12 protein-coding genes are annotated in these 13800 nt (G+C 70.1%); 9 read left to right on the top strand and 3 right to left on the bottom strand.

Annotation, left to right across the window (positions count from 1 at the left end; translation table 11 throughout):
* Positions 1–67: 67 nt before the first annotated feature.
* From ACYU8I_RS15490 to ACYU8I_RS15465, 6 genes are all read left to right on the top strand, one after another.
* Positions 68–286: an SCO4848 family membrane protein gene (locus tag ACYU8I_RS15490; protein ID WP_460842487.1), complete on the top strand. Its 219-nt coding sequence runs from the start codon at positions 68–70 to the stop codon at positions 284–286.
* 302 nt (positions 287–588) lie between these two features.
* Positions 589–1572 (top strand): ABC transporter permease, encoded by a 984-nt coding sequence (locus ACYU8I_RS15485; protein ID WP_460842485.1) that lies wholly within the window; start codon positions 589–591, stop codon positions 1570–1572.
* A gap of 95 nt (positions 1573–1667) precedes the next feature.
* A complete protein-coding gene (locus ACYU8I_RS15480; protein ID WP_460842484.1) occupies positions 1668–3434 on the top strand; it encodes an ABC transporter substrate-binding protein in 1767 nt (588 codons plus the stop codon).
* A 136-nt stretch (positions 3435–3570) separates the two neighbouring features.
* On the top strand, positions 3571–4584 hold the full coding sequence (locus tag ACYU8I_RS15475; protein ID WP_460842482.1) for an ABC transporter permease: 1014 nt from the start codon (positions 3571–3573) through the stop codon (positions 4582–4584).
* Between the two features lie 5 nt (positions 4585–4589).
* Positions 4590–5663 carry an ABC transporter ATP-binding protein gene (locus ACYU8I_RS15470; protein WP_460842519.1) on the top strand — a complete coding sequence of 358 codons (1074 nt, stop codon included), beginning with the start codon at positions 4590–4592 and terminating at the stop codon, positions 5661–5663.
* Positions 5660–6685, top strand: a complete 1026-nt coding sequence (locus ACYU8I_RS15465) for an ABC transporter ATP-binding protein (RefSeq protein WP_460842480.1) — start codon at positions 5660–5662, stop codon at positions 6683–6685. Before ACYU8I_RS15470 ends, ACYU8I_RS15465 begins: the two co-directional genes overlap by 4 nt.
* Positions 6686–6773: 88 nt before the next feature.
* On the opposite strand, the gene ACYU8I_RS15460 is transcribed toward ACYU8I_RS15465, so the two are convergent.
* Positions 6774–7730 (bottom strand): type IV toxin-antitoxin system AbiEi family antitoxin domain-containing protein, encoded by a 957-nt coding sequence (locus tag ACYU8I_RS15460; protein WP_460842478.1) that lies wholly within the window; start codon positions 7728–7730, stop codon positions 6774–6776.
* 235 nt (positions 7731–7965) lie between these two features.
* On the opposite strand from ACYU8I_RS15460, the gene ACYU8I_RS15455 reads away from it, so the two are divergent.
* Positions 7966–8493 carry a hypothetical protein gene (locus tag ACYU8I_RS15455; RefSeq protein WP_460842476.1) on the top strand — a complete coding sequence of 176 codons (528 nt, stop codon included), beginning with the start codon at positions 7966–7968 and terminating at the stop codon, positions 8491–8493.
* Positions 8494–8569: 76 nt separating this feature from the next.
* On the opposite strand, the gene ACYU8I_RS15450 is transcribed toward ACYU8I_RS15455, so the two are convergent.
* Both ACYU8I_RS15450 and zwf read right to left on the bottom strand, forming a co-directional pair.
* A complete protein-coding gene (locus ACYU8I_RS15450; protein WP_460842474.1) occupies positions 8570–9418 on the bottom strand; it encodes an aldo/keto reductase in 849 nt (282 codons plus the stop codon).
* A 36-nt stretch (positions 9419–9454) separates the two neighbouring features.
* Positions 9455–10897 (bottom strand): glucose-6-phosphate dehydrogenase, encoded by a 1443-nt coding sequence (gene zwf, locus ACYU8I_RS15445; RefSeq protein WP_460842472.1) that lies wholly within the window; start codon positions 10895–10897, stop codon positions 9455–9457.
* A gap of 263 nt (positions 10898–11160) precedes the next feature.
* Between zwf and dnaK the strand changes: the two genes are divergently transcribed.
* A complete protein-coding gene (gene dnaK, locus ACYU8I_RS15440) occupies positions 11161–13038 on the top strand; it encodes a molecular chaperone DnaK (RefSeq protein WP_460842470.1) in 1878 nt (625 codons plus the stop codon).
* Complete coding sequence (gene grpE, locus ACYU8I_RS15435) at positions 13035–13706, top strand: nucleotide exchange factor GrpE (RefSeq protein ID WP_460842468.1); 672 nt, start codon at positions 13035–13037, stop codon at positions 13704–13706. Before dnaK ends, grpE begins: the two co-directional genes overlap by 4 nt.
* The last annotated feature ends 94 nt before the right edge of the window (positions 13707–13800 follow it).

Below are 13800 nucleotides of genomic sequence, written 5' to 3'. Positions count from 1 at the left end.
ATGCCCGTTCACTGTGGACCAGTGTGGCCCAGTCGGTTCCGCATCCGCCCGTGCCTACCCTGGGCGGGTGAAGCTCGAGCGCAAGCACGCCGTGGCCCTCCTCGCCGTCGCCGTCTGGAACGTCGTGACCTACGCCCAGTTCACGCGCGCGCTGGTCACCACCGAGGAGGACCGTCCGACCGGCTACTACGTCGCCCACTCGGTGCTCATCGTGGTCAACCTCGTCATCGCCGGCGTGCTCGGCCGGTGGGGCTGGAAGGCGCTGCAGGCCTCGCGTCGCCGCTGAGGCCCCACCGGGCCGACTGGTCGGCCTCGTTCTGACTGGATCGGCCTTGATCAAGGCCGATCCAGTCAGAAGTCCCCGGTTGACCGGGGACTTCGGATGCCCGGTTCGTCCCCGCCGGCCGGGCCGCGACCCCCGCCGACCGCGCCCCGTCACGGGCCAGTCACGGGCCGGTCACGATTGGGCAACGCGGCTGATCGGTTGCTTGACCACGACCACCTGGGCGGCGCACCGTGCCTTGACCACGCGGCGAGATGTGGTCGAGCCCACATCGATCACCGACGCCGGAGGCCGCCCTGAGCACGATGGAGGACCCGACCGGGTCGATGTCGGCAGACCCCGAGGCGGTCGTCGCGGGGGAGCGGCACATCGAGGGCCGCTCGCTGTCGCAGATCGCCTGGGCCAGGCTGCGGCGCGACAAGGTCGCCCTCGCCGGCGCCGTCTTCATCGTCCTGCTCGTGGTGGTCGCGATCGCCGCCCCGCTCGTCACCCGCATCACCGGCGGCCCGCCCGACGAGTACCACCAGGACCTGCTCAACCCCGCCCTCGGCGGCATCCCCTACGGCTTCTTCGGCGGCATGAGCCTGGAGCACCCGATGGGGCTCGAGACCGTCAACGGCCGCGACATCTTCAGCCGCGTCGTCTACGGCGCCCGCATCTCGCTGCTCATCGCGATCCTCGCGACGTTCCTGTCCGTGGTCATCGGCACCACGGTCGGCATCGTCGCGGGGTTCTTCGGCGGCTGGGTCGACGCCGTGCTGTCACGGGTGATGGACGTCTTCCTCGCCTTCCCGCTGCTGGTCTTCGCCATCGCGCTCTCCGGCGTCTTCCCCGACAGTGCGTTCGGGCTCTCCGGCCTGCCGCTGCGCCTGACCCTGCTGATCTTCGTGATCGGCTTCTTCAACTGGCCCTACATCGGGCGCATCGTCCGCGGCCAGACGATCTCCCTGCGGGAGCGGGAGTACGTCGAGGCGGCGCGCAGTCTCGGGGCGCGCCGCCCCTACATCCTGTTCACCGAGCTGCTGCCCAACCTGATCGCGCCGATCCTCGTCTACGCGACGCTGATCATCCCGACCAACATCCTCTTCGAGGCGGCGCTGTCGTTCCTGGGCGTCGGCGTCCCGCCGCCGACGCCGAGCTGGGGCGGCATGCTCGCCGACGCGGTGAACTTCTACACCGTCCCGCACTTCATGTTCTGGCCCGGTCTGGCGATCTTCCTGACCGTGCTGGCGTTCAACCTGCTCGGCGACGGCCTGCGCGACGCCTTCGACCCCAAGAGCAGCCGGTGAGCCACGTGCGCTCCCACCCCACCCCCAGTCCCGGCTCCGGCTCAGGGCCGTCGCCGACCGGCTCGCTGGAGCCGGACCAGAGAAAGAGGTCAAGGATGCGCATCACGCGTAAGCGGGCAGTGGTCGCGGCGGTCGCCGTGGCTGCGCTCGGGCTCAGTGCCTGTGGCTCCGGCGGCGGCGCCGGCGGCGGCGAGGAGGGCGAGCCGCAGCTCGACAACGGCGCGCTCGGCGGGATCGTCGACGAGTCCGACGAGAAGGGCGGCACGCTGAAGTTCGGCCTCGCCGGCGAGTGGGGCGACACCGTCGACCCGGGCGAGACCTACTACGGCTACTCCTGGGACATGCTGCGCAACTACGCGCGCACCCTGGTGATGTTCAAGACCGAGCCCGGCGAGGCCGGCGTCGAGCTGACCCCCGACCTCGCCGAGGACCTCGGCGAGCCGAGCAACGGCGGCAAGACCTGGACGTACACCCTCAAGGAGGGCCTGAAGTTCGAGGACGGCTCGCCGATCACCTCCGAGGACGTCAAGTACGCCGTCCTGCGCTCGACCGACAAGAAGACCTTCCCCAACGGTCCGGCCTACTTCGAGGGGCTGCTCGACCTGCCGGAGAACTACGACGGCCCGTACCGGACGCCCGACGTCGACACCGACCAGGCCATCGAGACGCCCGACGAGCGCACCATCGTCTTCAACCTCAAGCAGCCGTTCGCCGGCTTCGACTACCTCGCGCAGCTGCCGCAGACGGCTCCGGTGCCCGAGGACAAGGACACCGGCACCCGCTACAAGGACCACGTCATCTCCTCGGGTCCCTACATGTTCGACGGCAACTTCGACCCGACCAACGGGTTCACGCTCAAGCGCAACCCCAACTGGGACGCCGCCAGCGACCCGAACCGCAAGGCGCTGCCCGACGAGATGACCGTCCAGCTCAACATGGACGCCGACGACGTCGACAACCAGATCATCGCGGGCACGCTCGACGTCGACATCGCGGGCACCGGCGTGCAGCCGGCCGCACTGCCGAAGGTGCTGCAGCAGGCCGACCTGCGTGAGCGGGCCGACAACCCCACGCTGGCGCGGCTCTGGTACTCCTCGATCAACCCGACCGTCGCGCCGCTCGACAACATCGACTGCCGCAAGGCCGTCATGTACGCGATGAGCCCCACGGCGTACCAGAACGCCTACGGCGGTGAGTACGCCGGCGGCGACATCGCCACCACGCTGCTGCCCCCGATGATCCCGGGCTACCAGGACTTCGACCTCTACGGCTTCAAGGACAACCCGAACGGCCAGGAGGACAAGGCGAAGGAGGCCCTCGAGGCCTGCGGCCAGCCCGACGGCTTCGAGTTCAACGTCGCCTACCGGGCCGAGCGTCCCAAGGAGAAGGCCACCGCCGAGGCGTTCCAGCAGTCGCTGGCCAAGGTCGGCATCACCGCCACGCCGCGTCCGCTCGCCGAGGGTGACTACTTCTCCGCGACCTGCGGCCTGCCGAAGTACGTCGTCGACAACAACCTCGGCATCTGCGTCAACGGCTGGGGTGCCGACTGGCCCGACGGCTACGGCTTCCTCTCGCAGATCACCGACAGCCGCGTCATCCGTGACACCGGCGGCTCGTCGAACACCTCGGTCCGCATCCCCGAGGTCGACGACATGATCGACGAGGCCCTCACCGAGCAGGACGACGACGCCCGCAACCAGCTCTGGGGCGAGATCGACAAGCGCGTGATGGAGGAGGCGGTCATCTTCCCGGGCGTCTACGCCAAGGCGGTGCTGCTGCGCTCGCAGAACGCGACGAACGTCTTCGTCAACGAGTCGTTCGGCTACTACGACTACACCGCGATGGGCGTGAACCCCCAGTGACGGTGTCGTCCTCGCACGACTAGCACCACCCGCTCCGACCCAGCCCACCACCTAGGAAGCAGGTGACGGCGCAGGTGGGCGCCCCGGCCCCCGGTCCTCGTGACCGGGCGGTCGGGGTGCCCGCCGAGCCAGGCTCGTGATCCTCTACGTCCTCCGCCGGCTGTTCGCCACCGTCGGCCTCGTCGTGGTCATCTCGATGATCACGTTCGCGATCTTCTACCTGATGCCGCGCCTGGCCGGCGCGACGCCCGAGACGCTGGCCACCCGGTACGTCGGCCGGTCCGCGACCGGCTCGACCGTCGAGGAGACGGCCGAGCGACTCGGCTTCTACGACCCCGTGCCGGTGCAGTACTGGAACTGGCTCAAGGGCGTGCTCTTCGGCACCGACGTCAGCACCGGTGCCGAGACCGTGCGGTGCCCCGCGCCGTGCCTCGGCTACTCCTTCCGCACCCAGGACCCGGTGCTGCCCGAGATCCTCGACCGGCTCCCGGTCTCGTTCTCGCTGGCGATCGGCGCCGCGGTGCTGTGGGTCATCGTCGGCGTGAGCATCGGCGTGGTCTCCGCGCTCAAGCGCGGCAGCCTGATCGACCGGGCCGCCATGGGCCTGGCGCTGGCCGGCGTCTCGATGCCGATCTTCTGGACCGGGCTGCTGGCGCTGTCGATCTTCAGCTACCAGCTCGGCATCACGCCGCCGGGGGCGACGTACACGCCGTTCGCGGAGAACCCCGCGCAGTGGGCCTTCGGCCTGCTGCTGCCGTGGATCACCCTGGCGCTGCTCTTCTCCGCGCAGTACGCGCGGCTCACCCGCGCCGGCATGCTCGAGACGATGGGCGAGGACTACATCCGCACCGCCCGCGCCAAGGGGCTGCCCGAGCGCCGGGTCGTGGTCAAGCACGGCCTGCGCGGCGCGCTGACCCCCATCGTCACGATCTTCGGCCTCGACTTCGGCCTGCTCATCGGCAGCGCCGTGCTCACCGAGACCGTCTTCGGCCTCCCCGGGCTCGGCCAGCTGGCCATCAACTCCACCCGGGTCAACGACCTGCCCATGGTGCTCGGCGTGGTGCTCCTCGTCGCGATCTTCGTGGCCGTGGCCAACCTCGTCGTCGACCTGCTCTACGCCGTCATCGACCCCAGGGTGCGTGCGAAGTGACCTCTCTGACCGAGTCCCTCCAGCCCGCCGACCCGCCCGCCGGTCGTGGGGCGCCGTACCTCCAGGTCGACGACCTGCGGGTGCACTTCTCCACCGACGACGGCGTCGTGAAGTCGGTCGACGGCGTGAGCTTCGCCGTCGAGAAGGGCAAGACCCTCGGCATCGTTGGCGAGTCCGGCTCCGGCAAGTCGGTCACCTCGATGGCCGTGATGGGCCTGCACACCTCCAAGAACGCCGTGATCTCCGGGTCGATCACGGTCGACGGCCAGGAGCTGGTCGGCGCCCCGCGCGACGAGGTGCGCAAGCTCCGCGGGCAGAAGATGGCGATGATCTTCCAGGACCCGCTGTCGGCGATGCACCCGTACTACACGGTCGGCAACCAGATCGTCGAGGCCTACCGGATCCACCACGACGTCTCCAAGAAGGCGGCGCGGGCCCACGCCGTCGACATGCTCGACCGCGTCGGCATCCCGTCGCCCAAGGAGCGGGTCGACGCCTACCCGCACCAGTTCTCCGGCGGCATGCGCCAGCGCGCCATGATCGCGATGGCGCTCTCGTGCGACCCCAGCCTGCTCATCGCCGACGAGCCCACCACCGCGCTCGACGTGACGGTGCAGGCGCAGATCCTCGACCTGATCCGCGACCTGCAGCGCGAGTTCCACTCCGCGGTCGTGATCATCACCCACGACCTCGGTGTCGTCGCCGAGCTCGCCGACGACATCGTCGTGATGTACGCCGGCCGGGTCGCCGAGGCGGGTACGGCGGAGGAGCTCTTCCGCGCCCCCGAGCACCCCTACACCTGGGGCCTGCTCGGCTCCATGCCCCGCTTCGACCGGCCCCCGACCGAGCGGCTGCTGCCGATCAAGGGCACCCCGCCGTCGCTGATCTCGGTGCCGCCCGGCTGCCCCTTCCACCCGCGCTGCGACTTCTCCTCGCGGGTGCCCGGCTCGGCGTGCACCACCGAGCGGCCCGAGCCGCTGGGGACCGCCGGTGCCCCGGGCCACCGGGTCGCCTGCCACCTGACCCCCGACCAGCGTCGCTCCGTCTGGTCCGACGAGATCGCCCCGAGGCTCGCATGACGTCCGCCGCCCCCCAGTCCACCGCCGCCGGTGCCGACACCGCCCCGCTGCTCGAGGTCACCGACCTCGTCAAGCACTTCCCCGTCAAGGGCAAGGGGCTGCTGCGGCGTGCGACCCAGGCCGTGCAGGCCGTCGACGGCGTCAGCTTCGCCGTACGCCGCGGCGAGACGTTCTCGCTGGTCGGTGAGTCGGGCTGCGGCAAGTCGACCACCGCGCGGCTGGTCACTCGCCTGCTGACCCCGACCTCGGGCTCGATCGTGCTCGACGGCCAGGACGTCAGCTCGCTGTCGGAGTCGAAGCTGCGCCCGCTGCGCCGCGACGTGCAGATGATCTTCCAGGACCCCTACTCGTCGCTGAACCCTCGCCACACCGTCGGCAAGATCGTCGGCGCCCCGTTCAGGCTGCAGGGCGTGGAGCCCGAGGGCGGGGTCAAGAAGGCGGTGCAGGAGCTGCTGCAGCTCGTCGGGCTCAACCCCGAGCACTACAACCGCTACCCGCACGAGTTCTCCGGCGGCCAGCGCCAGCGCATCGGCATCGCCCGCACCCTCGCGCTCAAGCCGCGACTGATCGTCGCCGACGAGCCCGTCTCCGCCCTCGACGTCTCCATCCAGGCCCAGGTCGTCAACCTGCTCGAGGACCTCCAGGAGGAGCTCGGCCTCACCTACGTGATGATCGCCCACGACCTCTCGGTCGTGCGCCACGTCTCCGACCGCGTCGCCGTGATGTACCTCGGCAAGATCGTCGAGGTCGCCGACCGCGACGACCTCTACGACCACCCCCGCCACCCCTACACGGCCGCGATGCTGAGCGCCGTACCCGTCCCCGACACCCGCCGCCGTACCGAGCGCGAGCGGATCCGGCTGCGCGGCGACGTCCCGAGCCCCATCGACCCCCCTCCCGGCTGCCGCTTCCACACCCGCTGCTTCAAGGCCCAGGACAAGTGCCGCACCGAGGAGCCCCCCCTGCTCCAGATCGGCCCCACCCCCTCCCACCTCGCCGCCTGCCACTTTCCGGTGGAGTGAGGTGCGAACTCCCCGGTCAGCCGGGGAATTCATCAGTTGTGCACCGAGATCGCGGTGCACAACTGATGAAAGTGGACGACCAGTCGGTTCAAGCAGCGATGCCCAAGACCTCGCGGCGGAGGCGCCGTACGAGCCGCTCGGGGTTCTCGAGGTCGGCCCAGGTCACGCGGACACACCGCCAACCGGTGGCCTTCGCGATGGCCTGCTCCCGGTCCCGTTCCGCCCGCTTGGCCCGGAGGATGGCGGAGTCACGACTCTCTCCGGGTCGGCGGTCCATCAGATACTTCTCCTTGCCGTCGAACTCCAGCCACACCCCGAGCTGGGGCCAGGCGAAATCCAGCCGGGCCCAGGCCCGCCCGTGCTCGTCGACCAGCTCCAGCTGAGGGACGTGGGGCGGCAGGCTGGCCTTCCAGCAGGCGTACGCCGTCCGACTCTCGCCCACCGACTCGCGGCGAGCGTCGCACAACCCGATGATCAGGTCAGTCCTCAAGGAACCGGGCACTTGCTTGCTGACCGCGGCGCGTTCGTACAGTGCGTTCTCGGTGACGAGCCCGCGCCGCAACAGGTCGTCGATCGCCACGACGACCGACTCGATGTCGATGCCTCGGGTCCATGTCAGCTCCACGCAGGCACGGGCCGCGCTCACCCAGTGCTCCTGCCCGACGGCGAGGACGTCGCCGGGCTCGACCCTGCCACGGTGCTGCACGACCCCGGCTTCTCTTCGTCCAGCGCGGGCGTCGGTGCGCAGCAAGTGCACGTCGTCGAGCGGCAGGTTCCACGCCGGGCTGTCCATGGCGACGAGGACGGTGACGGAGGTCAGGGCGACGTCGGCACCTGCCGTGCGTAGAACGGCCCGCGCTCGCCACAGGTGCTGTTGTCGTGAGCTGGCCGCATGCCACTCGTCGTACATCGCGTAGGTGCCCTGCCGCACACGGTGGAGCACTTTCTCGCGCAGGCCGCGGTACAGGTCTCGGTCCTTGAGCCCGAGTGCCACGAACTCTGCTCGCTGGAAGGTATGGCGCTCGGACGCCAGGGTGGTGAACACGTCTCGCATGCCGCGCAGCCCATCGCGCGATCGCCGCTCGCGGTGCGAGGTCTACTGCATCTGTGGACAGCCGGGTGACAAAGCGGACCTGTGGACGACGAACGCCTAAGCCGGTTGCGGACTGGTGCACCTGACTCGGCAGTTGTGCCCCGAGATCTCGCCCGACAAGTGACGAATTCCCCGGCTGACCGGGGAGTTCGCGCCGGCCCCCACCCCCACCGCTAACCTCGACGACATGAGCGAGGACCGGGACGACCAGGTGCGGGGGGCGCTGGTCAAGGGGCTGGTGGCGCTGGTGGCGATCGCGGTGGCGATCGGGCTGGGAACGCTCGTGACGGTCCGGGCGCTGGGGCTCGACGACGGGGGCGGGACGGCGGTGGGGGCGCCGAGCTCCTCCGACCCGCTGCCGACGAGGGCGCTCCCAGGCGCGAGCGACGAGCCGTCGCCGACGTCGGGGCCGGCCAGCGAGTCGCCGAGCGAGTCAGCGTCCGACACGGCCCTGTCGCTCGACGTCAGCCCGGCTCGGGTCGGCGTGAGCCAGCGGATCAACCTCACCGGCTCCTACCGCGGCGGCGACAACGTCACGCTGCAGATCCAGCGGCTCGAGGCCGGCACGTGGATCGATTTCCCGGTGACGGTCGACGTCACCGCCGGCACGTTCCAGACCTGGATCCAGACCAGCCGTACGGGCCAGCAGACGTTCCGGGTGCTCGACCCGCAGGGCGACGTCGCCAGCAACGAGGTCGACGTCACCGTCGGCTGAGGCCGACCAGAGCCCCCACGCAGCAGTACGCCGCCCCGCCGCGTGGTGGGCGGCGGGGCGGCGTTACGGGGGCGACTCAGTCGGGGATCATGTCGAACTCGTCGGGGTTGGGGCCGGTGCGGCCGTCCTCGCCCTGGTCGAGCTCGTTGATGCGGCCCATCTGGTCGTCGGTGAGCTCGAAGTCGAAGATGGCGAAGTTCTCGGCCATCCGCTCCGGCGACGACGACTTGGGGAAGATGATGTCGCCGCGCTGCACGTGCCAGCGGAGGGTCACCTGGGCGGTGGTGCGCTCGACGTCAGAGGCGATCGCGGAGATGACCTCGTCCTTCAGCACGCCGCCCTGGGCGATGGGCGACCAGGCCTCGACGAGGGTGTCCTGGCCGAGCGAGGCGGACCGGGCGTCCTCGTTGGCGAAGTAGGGGTGCACCTCGATCTGGTTGACGGCCGGGGTCACGCTGGTCTCCTGCCCGATCCTCGCGAGGTGCGCGGGCTGGAAGTTGGAGACGCCGATCGACTTCGTCAGGCCCTCGGCCTGCAGGTCGATGAGCGCCTGCCAGGTCGAGACGTAGTCGCCGTCGTAGCGGGTCGGCAGCGGCCAGTGGATGAGGAAGAGGTCGACGAAGTCGAGGCCGAGCTTCTCGAGGCTCTCGTGCAGCGACTTCTTGGCGACGTCGGGCTCGTGGAAGCCGTTGTTGAGCTTGGTGGTGATCCACAGGTCGTCGCGGCCGAGGCCGGAGGCGGCGACGGCGTCGCCGACGCCCTTCTCGTTGCCGTACATCTGGGCGGTGTCGATGTGCCGGTAGCCGGCCTCGAACGCCTGGCCGGTGAGCTTCGCGGTCTCGTCCGGCGGGATCTGGAAGACGCCGAAGCCGAGCTGCGGGATCGAGCGACCATCGTTCAGGGTGAGGTTCGGGACTGTTGCCATGCCTAGTGGATGCCCCGGAGGGGCCGGCGTATTCCGTCAGACCCCGTGCGAGTTCGGGTCGCGCCAGGTGCGCTCGAAGGGCAGCCGCCACGCGTTGGGCGCGATCAGCTGGTGGATCCGGTTGGGACCCCACGACCCCTGGGCGTAGGGCTTCACGACCGGCGGGTGGTCGAGCAGCGGCTGCGAGACCTCCCACAGCCGCTCGATGCCCTCGGCGGTGGTGAACAGGGTGCGGTCGCCACGGGCCGCGTCGTAGATGAGCCGCTCGTAGGCCTCGAGGATCGCGCCCGCCCACGCGGTGTCGTGCATCGCGAACTGCATGGACAGCTTGTCGAGCTTGAACCCCGGCCCGGGCCGCTTGCCGTAGAACGACAGCGACATCTTCGACTGGTCGGCGAGGTCGAAGGTGAGGTGGTCGGGACCGTTGTCGCCGACGCCGGAGCCGGTGGGGAACATCGACCGCGGCGGCTCGCGGAAGGCGATGGAGATGATGCGCGCGCCCTCGGCCAGCCGCTTGCCGGTGCGGAGGTAGAACGGCACGCCGGCCCAGCGCCAGTTGTCGATGTAGCACTTGAGCGCGATGAACGTCTCGGTCTCCGAGTCGTGCGCCACGCCGGGCACGTCGCGGTAGCCGACGTACTGGCCGCGGACGACGTCGGCGGGGTCGATCGGCAGCATCGAGCGGAAGACCTTGTTCTTCTCCTCGCCGATGGCGTGCGGCTCGAGCGAGGTCGGCGGCTCCATCGCCATGAAGGCCATCACCTGGAACAGGTGCGTGACGACCATGTCGCGGTAGGCGCCGGTGTTCTCGTAGAAGTCGCCGCGCTGCGCGAGGCCGAGCTCCTCGGGCACGTCGATCTGCACGTGGTCGATGTGGTTGCGGTGCCAGATCGGCTCGAACAGGCCGTTGGCGAAGCGGAAGGCGAGGATGTTCTGCGCCGCCTCCTTGCCCAGGAAGTGGTCGATGCGGAAGATCTGGTCCTCGTCGAAGACCTCGTGCAGCTCGGCGTTGAGGGCCTTCGCCGAGGCGAGGTCGGTGCCGAACGGCTTCTCCATGACGATCCGACTGCGCTCGACCAGCCCGGCGGTCTCGAGCTCGTGCACCACGGTGAGCGCGGCCTTCGGCGGCACGCTCAGGTAGTGCAGGCGGCGTACGTCCTCGCCGGGCGGGAACAGCGCCTCGGCCTGCTCGACGGTCTCGCGCAGCGCCTGCGGCCCGCCCTTGCCGGGCGCCCAGTGCAGCCGCTTGGCGAACTCGTCCCACCCGGGCGGCTCGGGGCCCTCGCCGCCGTGGTCGACGACCGCCTGGTGCGCCAGCCGCACGAAGGAGTCGCGGTCGTGCTCGTCGAGCGAGGTGCCGACGACCTGCACCTCGCTGAGCAGCCCGGTCTCGAACAGGTGCAGCAGGCCCGGCAGCAGCTTGCGCTGCGACAGGTCGCCGGTCGCTCCGAAGAGCACGACGGTGGTGGGGGTCGGCATGGCTCCCAGACTGCCACCACCGGCAGGTACGGCGCTGCCCCTCGCGCCCGGCGCAGTGGTGACAGGACTCTCGGGCACGGGGAACAAACGCCCGGGGCGGGCCGTTGTCCCCACGTCAGCACTTGAGTCCCGTCGACTCAACTTGTTTGACATCCGGTTGGCACCACCTGGCACCATGGAGGCAGTGCCGCCGGCTCCCATGGGAGCCGGTCCGGACCCCATGACATCCCCAGCACCGCACGCACGACGAAAGGAAGCGCGACATGGCCAAGGCCGTCGGCATCGACCTCGGTACCACCAACTCGGTGGTCGCCGTCCTCGAGGGTGGAGAGCCCACCGTCATCGCCAACGCGGAGGGCGCCCGCACGACGCCGTCCGTCGTGGCGTTCTCCAAGTCCGGCGAGGTCCTCGTCGGTGAGGTCGCCAAGCGGCAGGCCGTCACCAACGTCGACCGCACCATCCGCTCCGTCAAGCGCCACATGGGCACCGACTGGAAGCAGAAGCTGGACGACAAGGACTTCACCCCGCAGCAGATCAGCGCGTTCGTGCTGCAGAAGCTCAAGCGCGACGCCGAGGCCTACCTCGGCGAGTCCGTGACCGACGCGGTCATCACCGTGCCGGCCTACTTCTCCGACGCCCAGCGCCAGGCCACCAAGGAGGCCGGCGAGATCGCGGGCCTCAACGTCAGCCGCATCGTCAACGAGCCGACCGCGGCGGCGCTCGCCTACGGCCTCGACAAGGGCGAGTCCGACCAGACGATCCTCGTCTTCGACCTCGGTGGCGGCACCTTCGACGTGTCCCTGCTCGAGATCGGCGAGGGCGTCGTCGAGGTGAAGGCCACCAGCGGTGACAACCTGCTCGGTGGCGACGACTGGGACGCCAAGGTCGTCGACTGGATGGTCGCCAAGTTCAAGAACGCCCACGGCACCGACCTGTCGAAGGACAAGATCGCGCTGCAGCGGCTCCAGGAGGCCGCCGAGAAGGCGAAGATCGAGCTGTCGTCGTCCAGCACCACCAGCATCCACCTGCCCTACATCACCCACGGCGAGGCGGGCCCGCTGCACTTCGAGGAGACGCTGTCGCGCTCGGAGTTCCAGAAGATCACCGCCGACCTGCTCGAGCGCACCAAGGCGCCGTTCCGCCAGGTCATCAAGGACGCCGGCATGGACGTCTCCGCGATCGACCACGTGGTCATGGTCGGCGGCTCGACCCGCATGCCGGCCGTGACCGAGGTCGTCAAGGAGCTCACCGGCGGCAAGGAGCCCAACAAGGGCGTCAACCCCGACGAGGTCGTCGCGATCGGTGCGGCGCTGCAGGCGGGCGTGCTCAAGGGCGAGGTCAAGGACGTCCTGCTCCTCGACGTCACCCCGCTGTCGCTCGGCATCGAGACCAAGGGCGGCGTCATGACCACCCTGATCGAGCGCAACACCACCATCCCGACCAAGCGCTCCGAGGTCTTCACCACCGCCGACGACAACCAGCCGTCGGTCGAGATCAAGGTCGCGCAGGGCGAGCGCCAGATGTGGGCGCAGAACCAGCCGCTCGGCAACTTCGAGCTCACCGGCCTGCCCCCGGCCCCGCGCGGGCTGCCCAAGATCGAGGTCACCTTCGACATCGACGCCAACGGCATCGTGCACGTCTCGGCCAAGGACCAGGGCACCGGCAAGGAGCAGTCGATGACGATCTCCGGCGGCAGCGCGCTGTCGAAGGACGACATCGAGAAGATGGTCCGTGACGCCGAGCAGTACGCCGAGGAGGACGCCCGCCGCCGCGAGACTGTCGAGGCGCGCAACCAGGCCGACTCCCTCGTCTACTCGACCGAGAAGTTCCTCTCCGAGAACGACGAGAAGCTGCCCGACGACGTCAAGACCGAGGTCCGCACCGACGTCGACGCGCTCAAGGCGCTGCTCGAGGACGACGCGACCGACAAGGACGCCTTCACCGCCGCCATCTCCAAGCTGGGCGAGTCCAGCCAGAAGATGGGCGCCGCGATGTACGCCGCCGCGGGTGACGAGACCGTCGCCGGCGACGAGCAGGCGCAGCCGGGCGACGCCACCGGCTCGGGCGACGACGACGTCGTCGACGCCGAGATCGTCGACGAGCCCGCCGCCGACGGCGACCCGAAGGACGACACCAAGTGACCGCCGGCCACGAGCCAGGTCAGCAGGGTGGGGAGCCGCTGGCTCCCCACCCGGGTGACACGCCCGGGCCCGGTCTCGACGACGGTCCCGCCGCCGGCACCGACTCCCTCACCGACGACGCCGCGGCCGACGAGGTCGACCACCACCCGGCCGACCAGCCCGCCGGTGACGAGCCGGTGCCGGGCGCCACCGCCGACTCGGGCCTGCCGCCCGAGGAGCGCGAGCGCCAGGAGGAGCCGGCCGACGCCACCCAGGTCGCGCTGGCCGAGCGCACGGCCGACCTGCAGCGGGCGCAGGCCGAGTTCGTCAACTACAAGCGGCGCGTCGAGCGCGACCGCGAGCTGGTGAGGCAGAACGCCACCTTCACCGTGCTGACGAGCCTGCTCCCGGTGCTCGACGACATCGACCGTGCCCGCGAGCACGGCGAGGTCGAGGGCGGTTTCAAGGCGGTCGCCGACAGCCTCGACCGTGCGGTCGCCGGCCTCGGGCTGGTGAAGTTCGGCGCGCCCGAGGAGGAGTTCGACCCCAACCTGCACGAGGCCCTGATGCACGGGCAGAGCGCCGAGGTCACCACCACGGTGGTCGACAAGGTCGTGCAGGCCGGCTACCGCATCGGCGACCGCGTCGTGCGCGCCGCGCGCGTCACCGTGGTCGGGCCGGAGGCCTGACACCCTGGGTCCCGACAGGCTCGACCGACGAGCGTCTCGCTGGTCGGGCCCGTCGGGACCACACCATCACTGACGACACCTCGGGAGGAGGAGC

Source organism: Nocardioides marmoraquaticus, assembly GCF_054777915.1.
The sequence above is the reverse complement of the archived record's forward strand: the minus strand, read 5'-3'. Positions and strand labels throughout refer to the sequence as shown.

What these genes read in the sequence shown, in the direction of transcription:
- ACYU8I_RS15485 (WP_460842485.1), top strand. Translation starts at nt 589, where the DNA reads ATGGAGGACCCGACCGGGTCGATGTCGGCAGACCCCGAGGCGGTCGTC.
- ACYU8I_RS15480 (WP_460842484.1), top strand. Translation starts at nt 1,668, where the DNA reads ATGCGCATCACGCGTAAGCGGGCAGTGGTCGCGGCGGTCGCCGTGGCT.
- ACYU8I_RS15465 (WP_460842480.1), top strand. Translation starts at nt 5,660, where the DNA reads ATGACGTCCGCCGCCCCCCAGTCCACCGCCGCCGGTGCCGACACCGCC.
- ACYU8I_RS15455 (WP_460842476.1), top strand. Translation starts at nt 7,966, where the DNA reads ATGAGCGAGGACCGGGACGACCAGGTGCGGGGGGCGCTGGTCAAGGGG.
- ACYU8I_RS15450 (WP_460842474.1), bottom strand. Translation starts at nt 9,418, where the DNA reads ATGGCAACAGTCCCGAACCTCACCCTGAACGATGGTCGCTCGATCCCG.
- zwf (WP_460842472.1), bottom strand. Translation starts at nt 10,897, where the DNA reads ATGCCGACCCCCACCACCGTCGTGCTCTTCGGAGCGACCGGCGACCTG.
- dnaK (WP_460842470.1), top strand. Translation starts at nt 11,161, where the DNA reads ATGGCCAAGGCCGTCGGCATCGACCTCGGTACCACCAACTCGGTGGTC.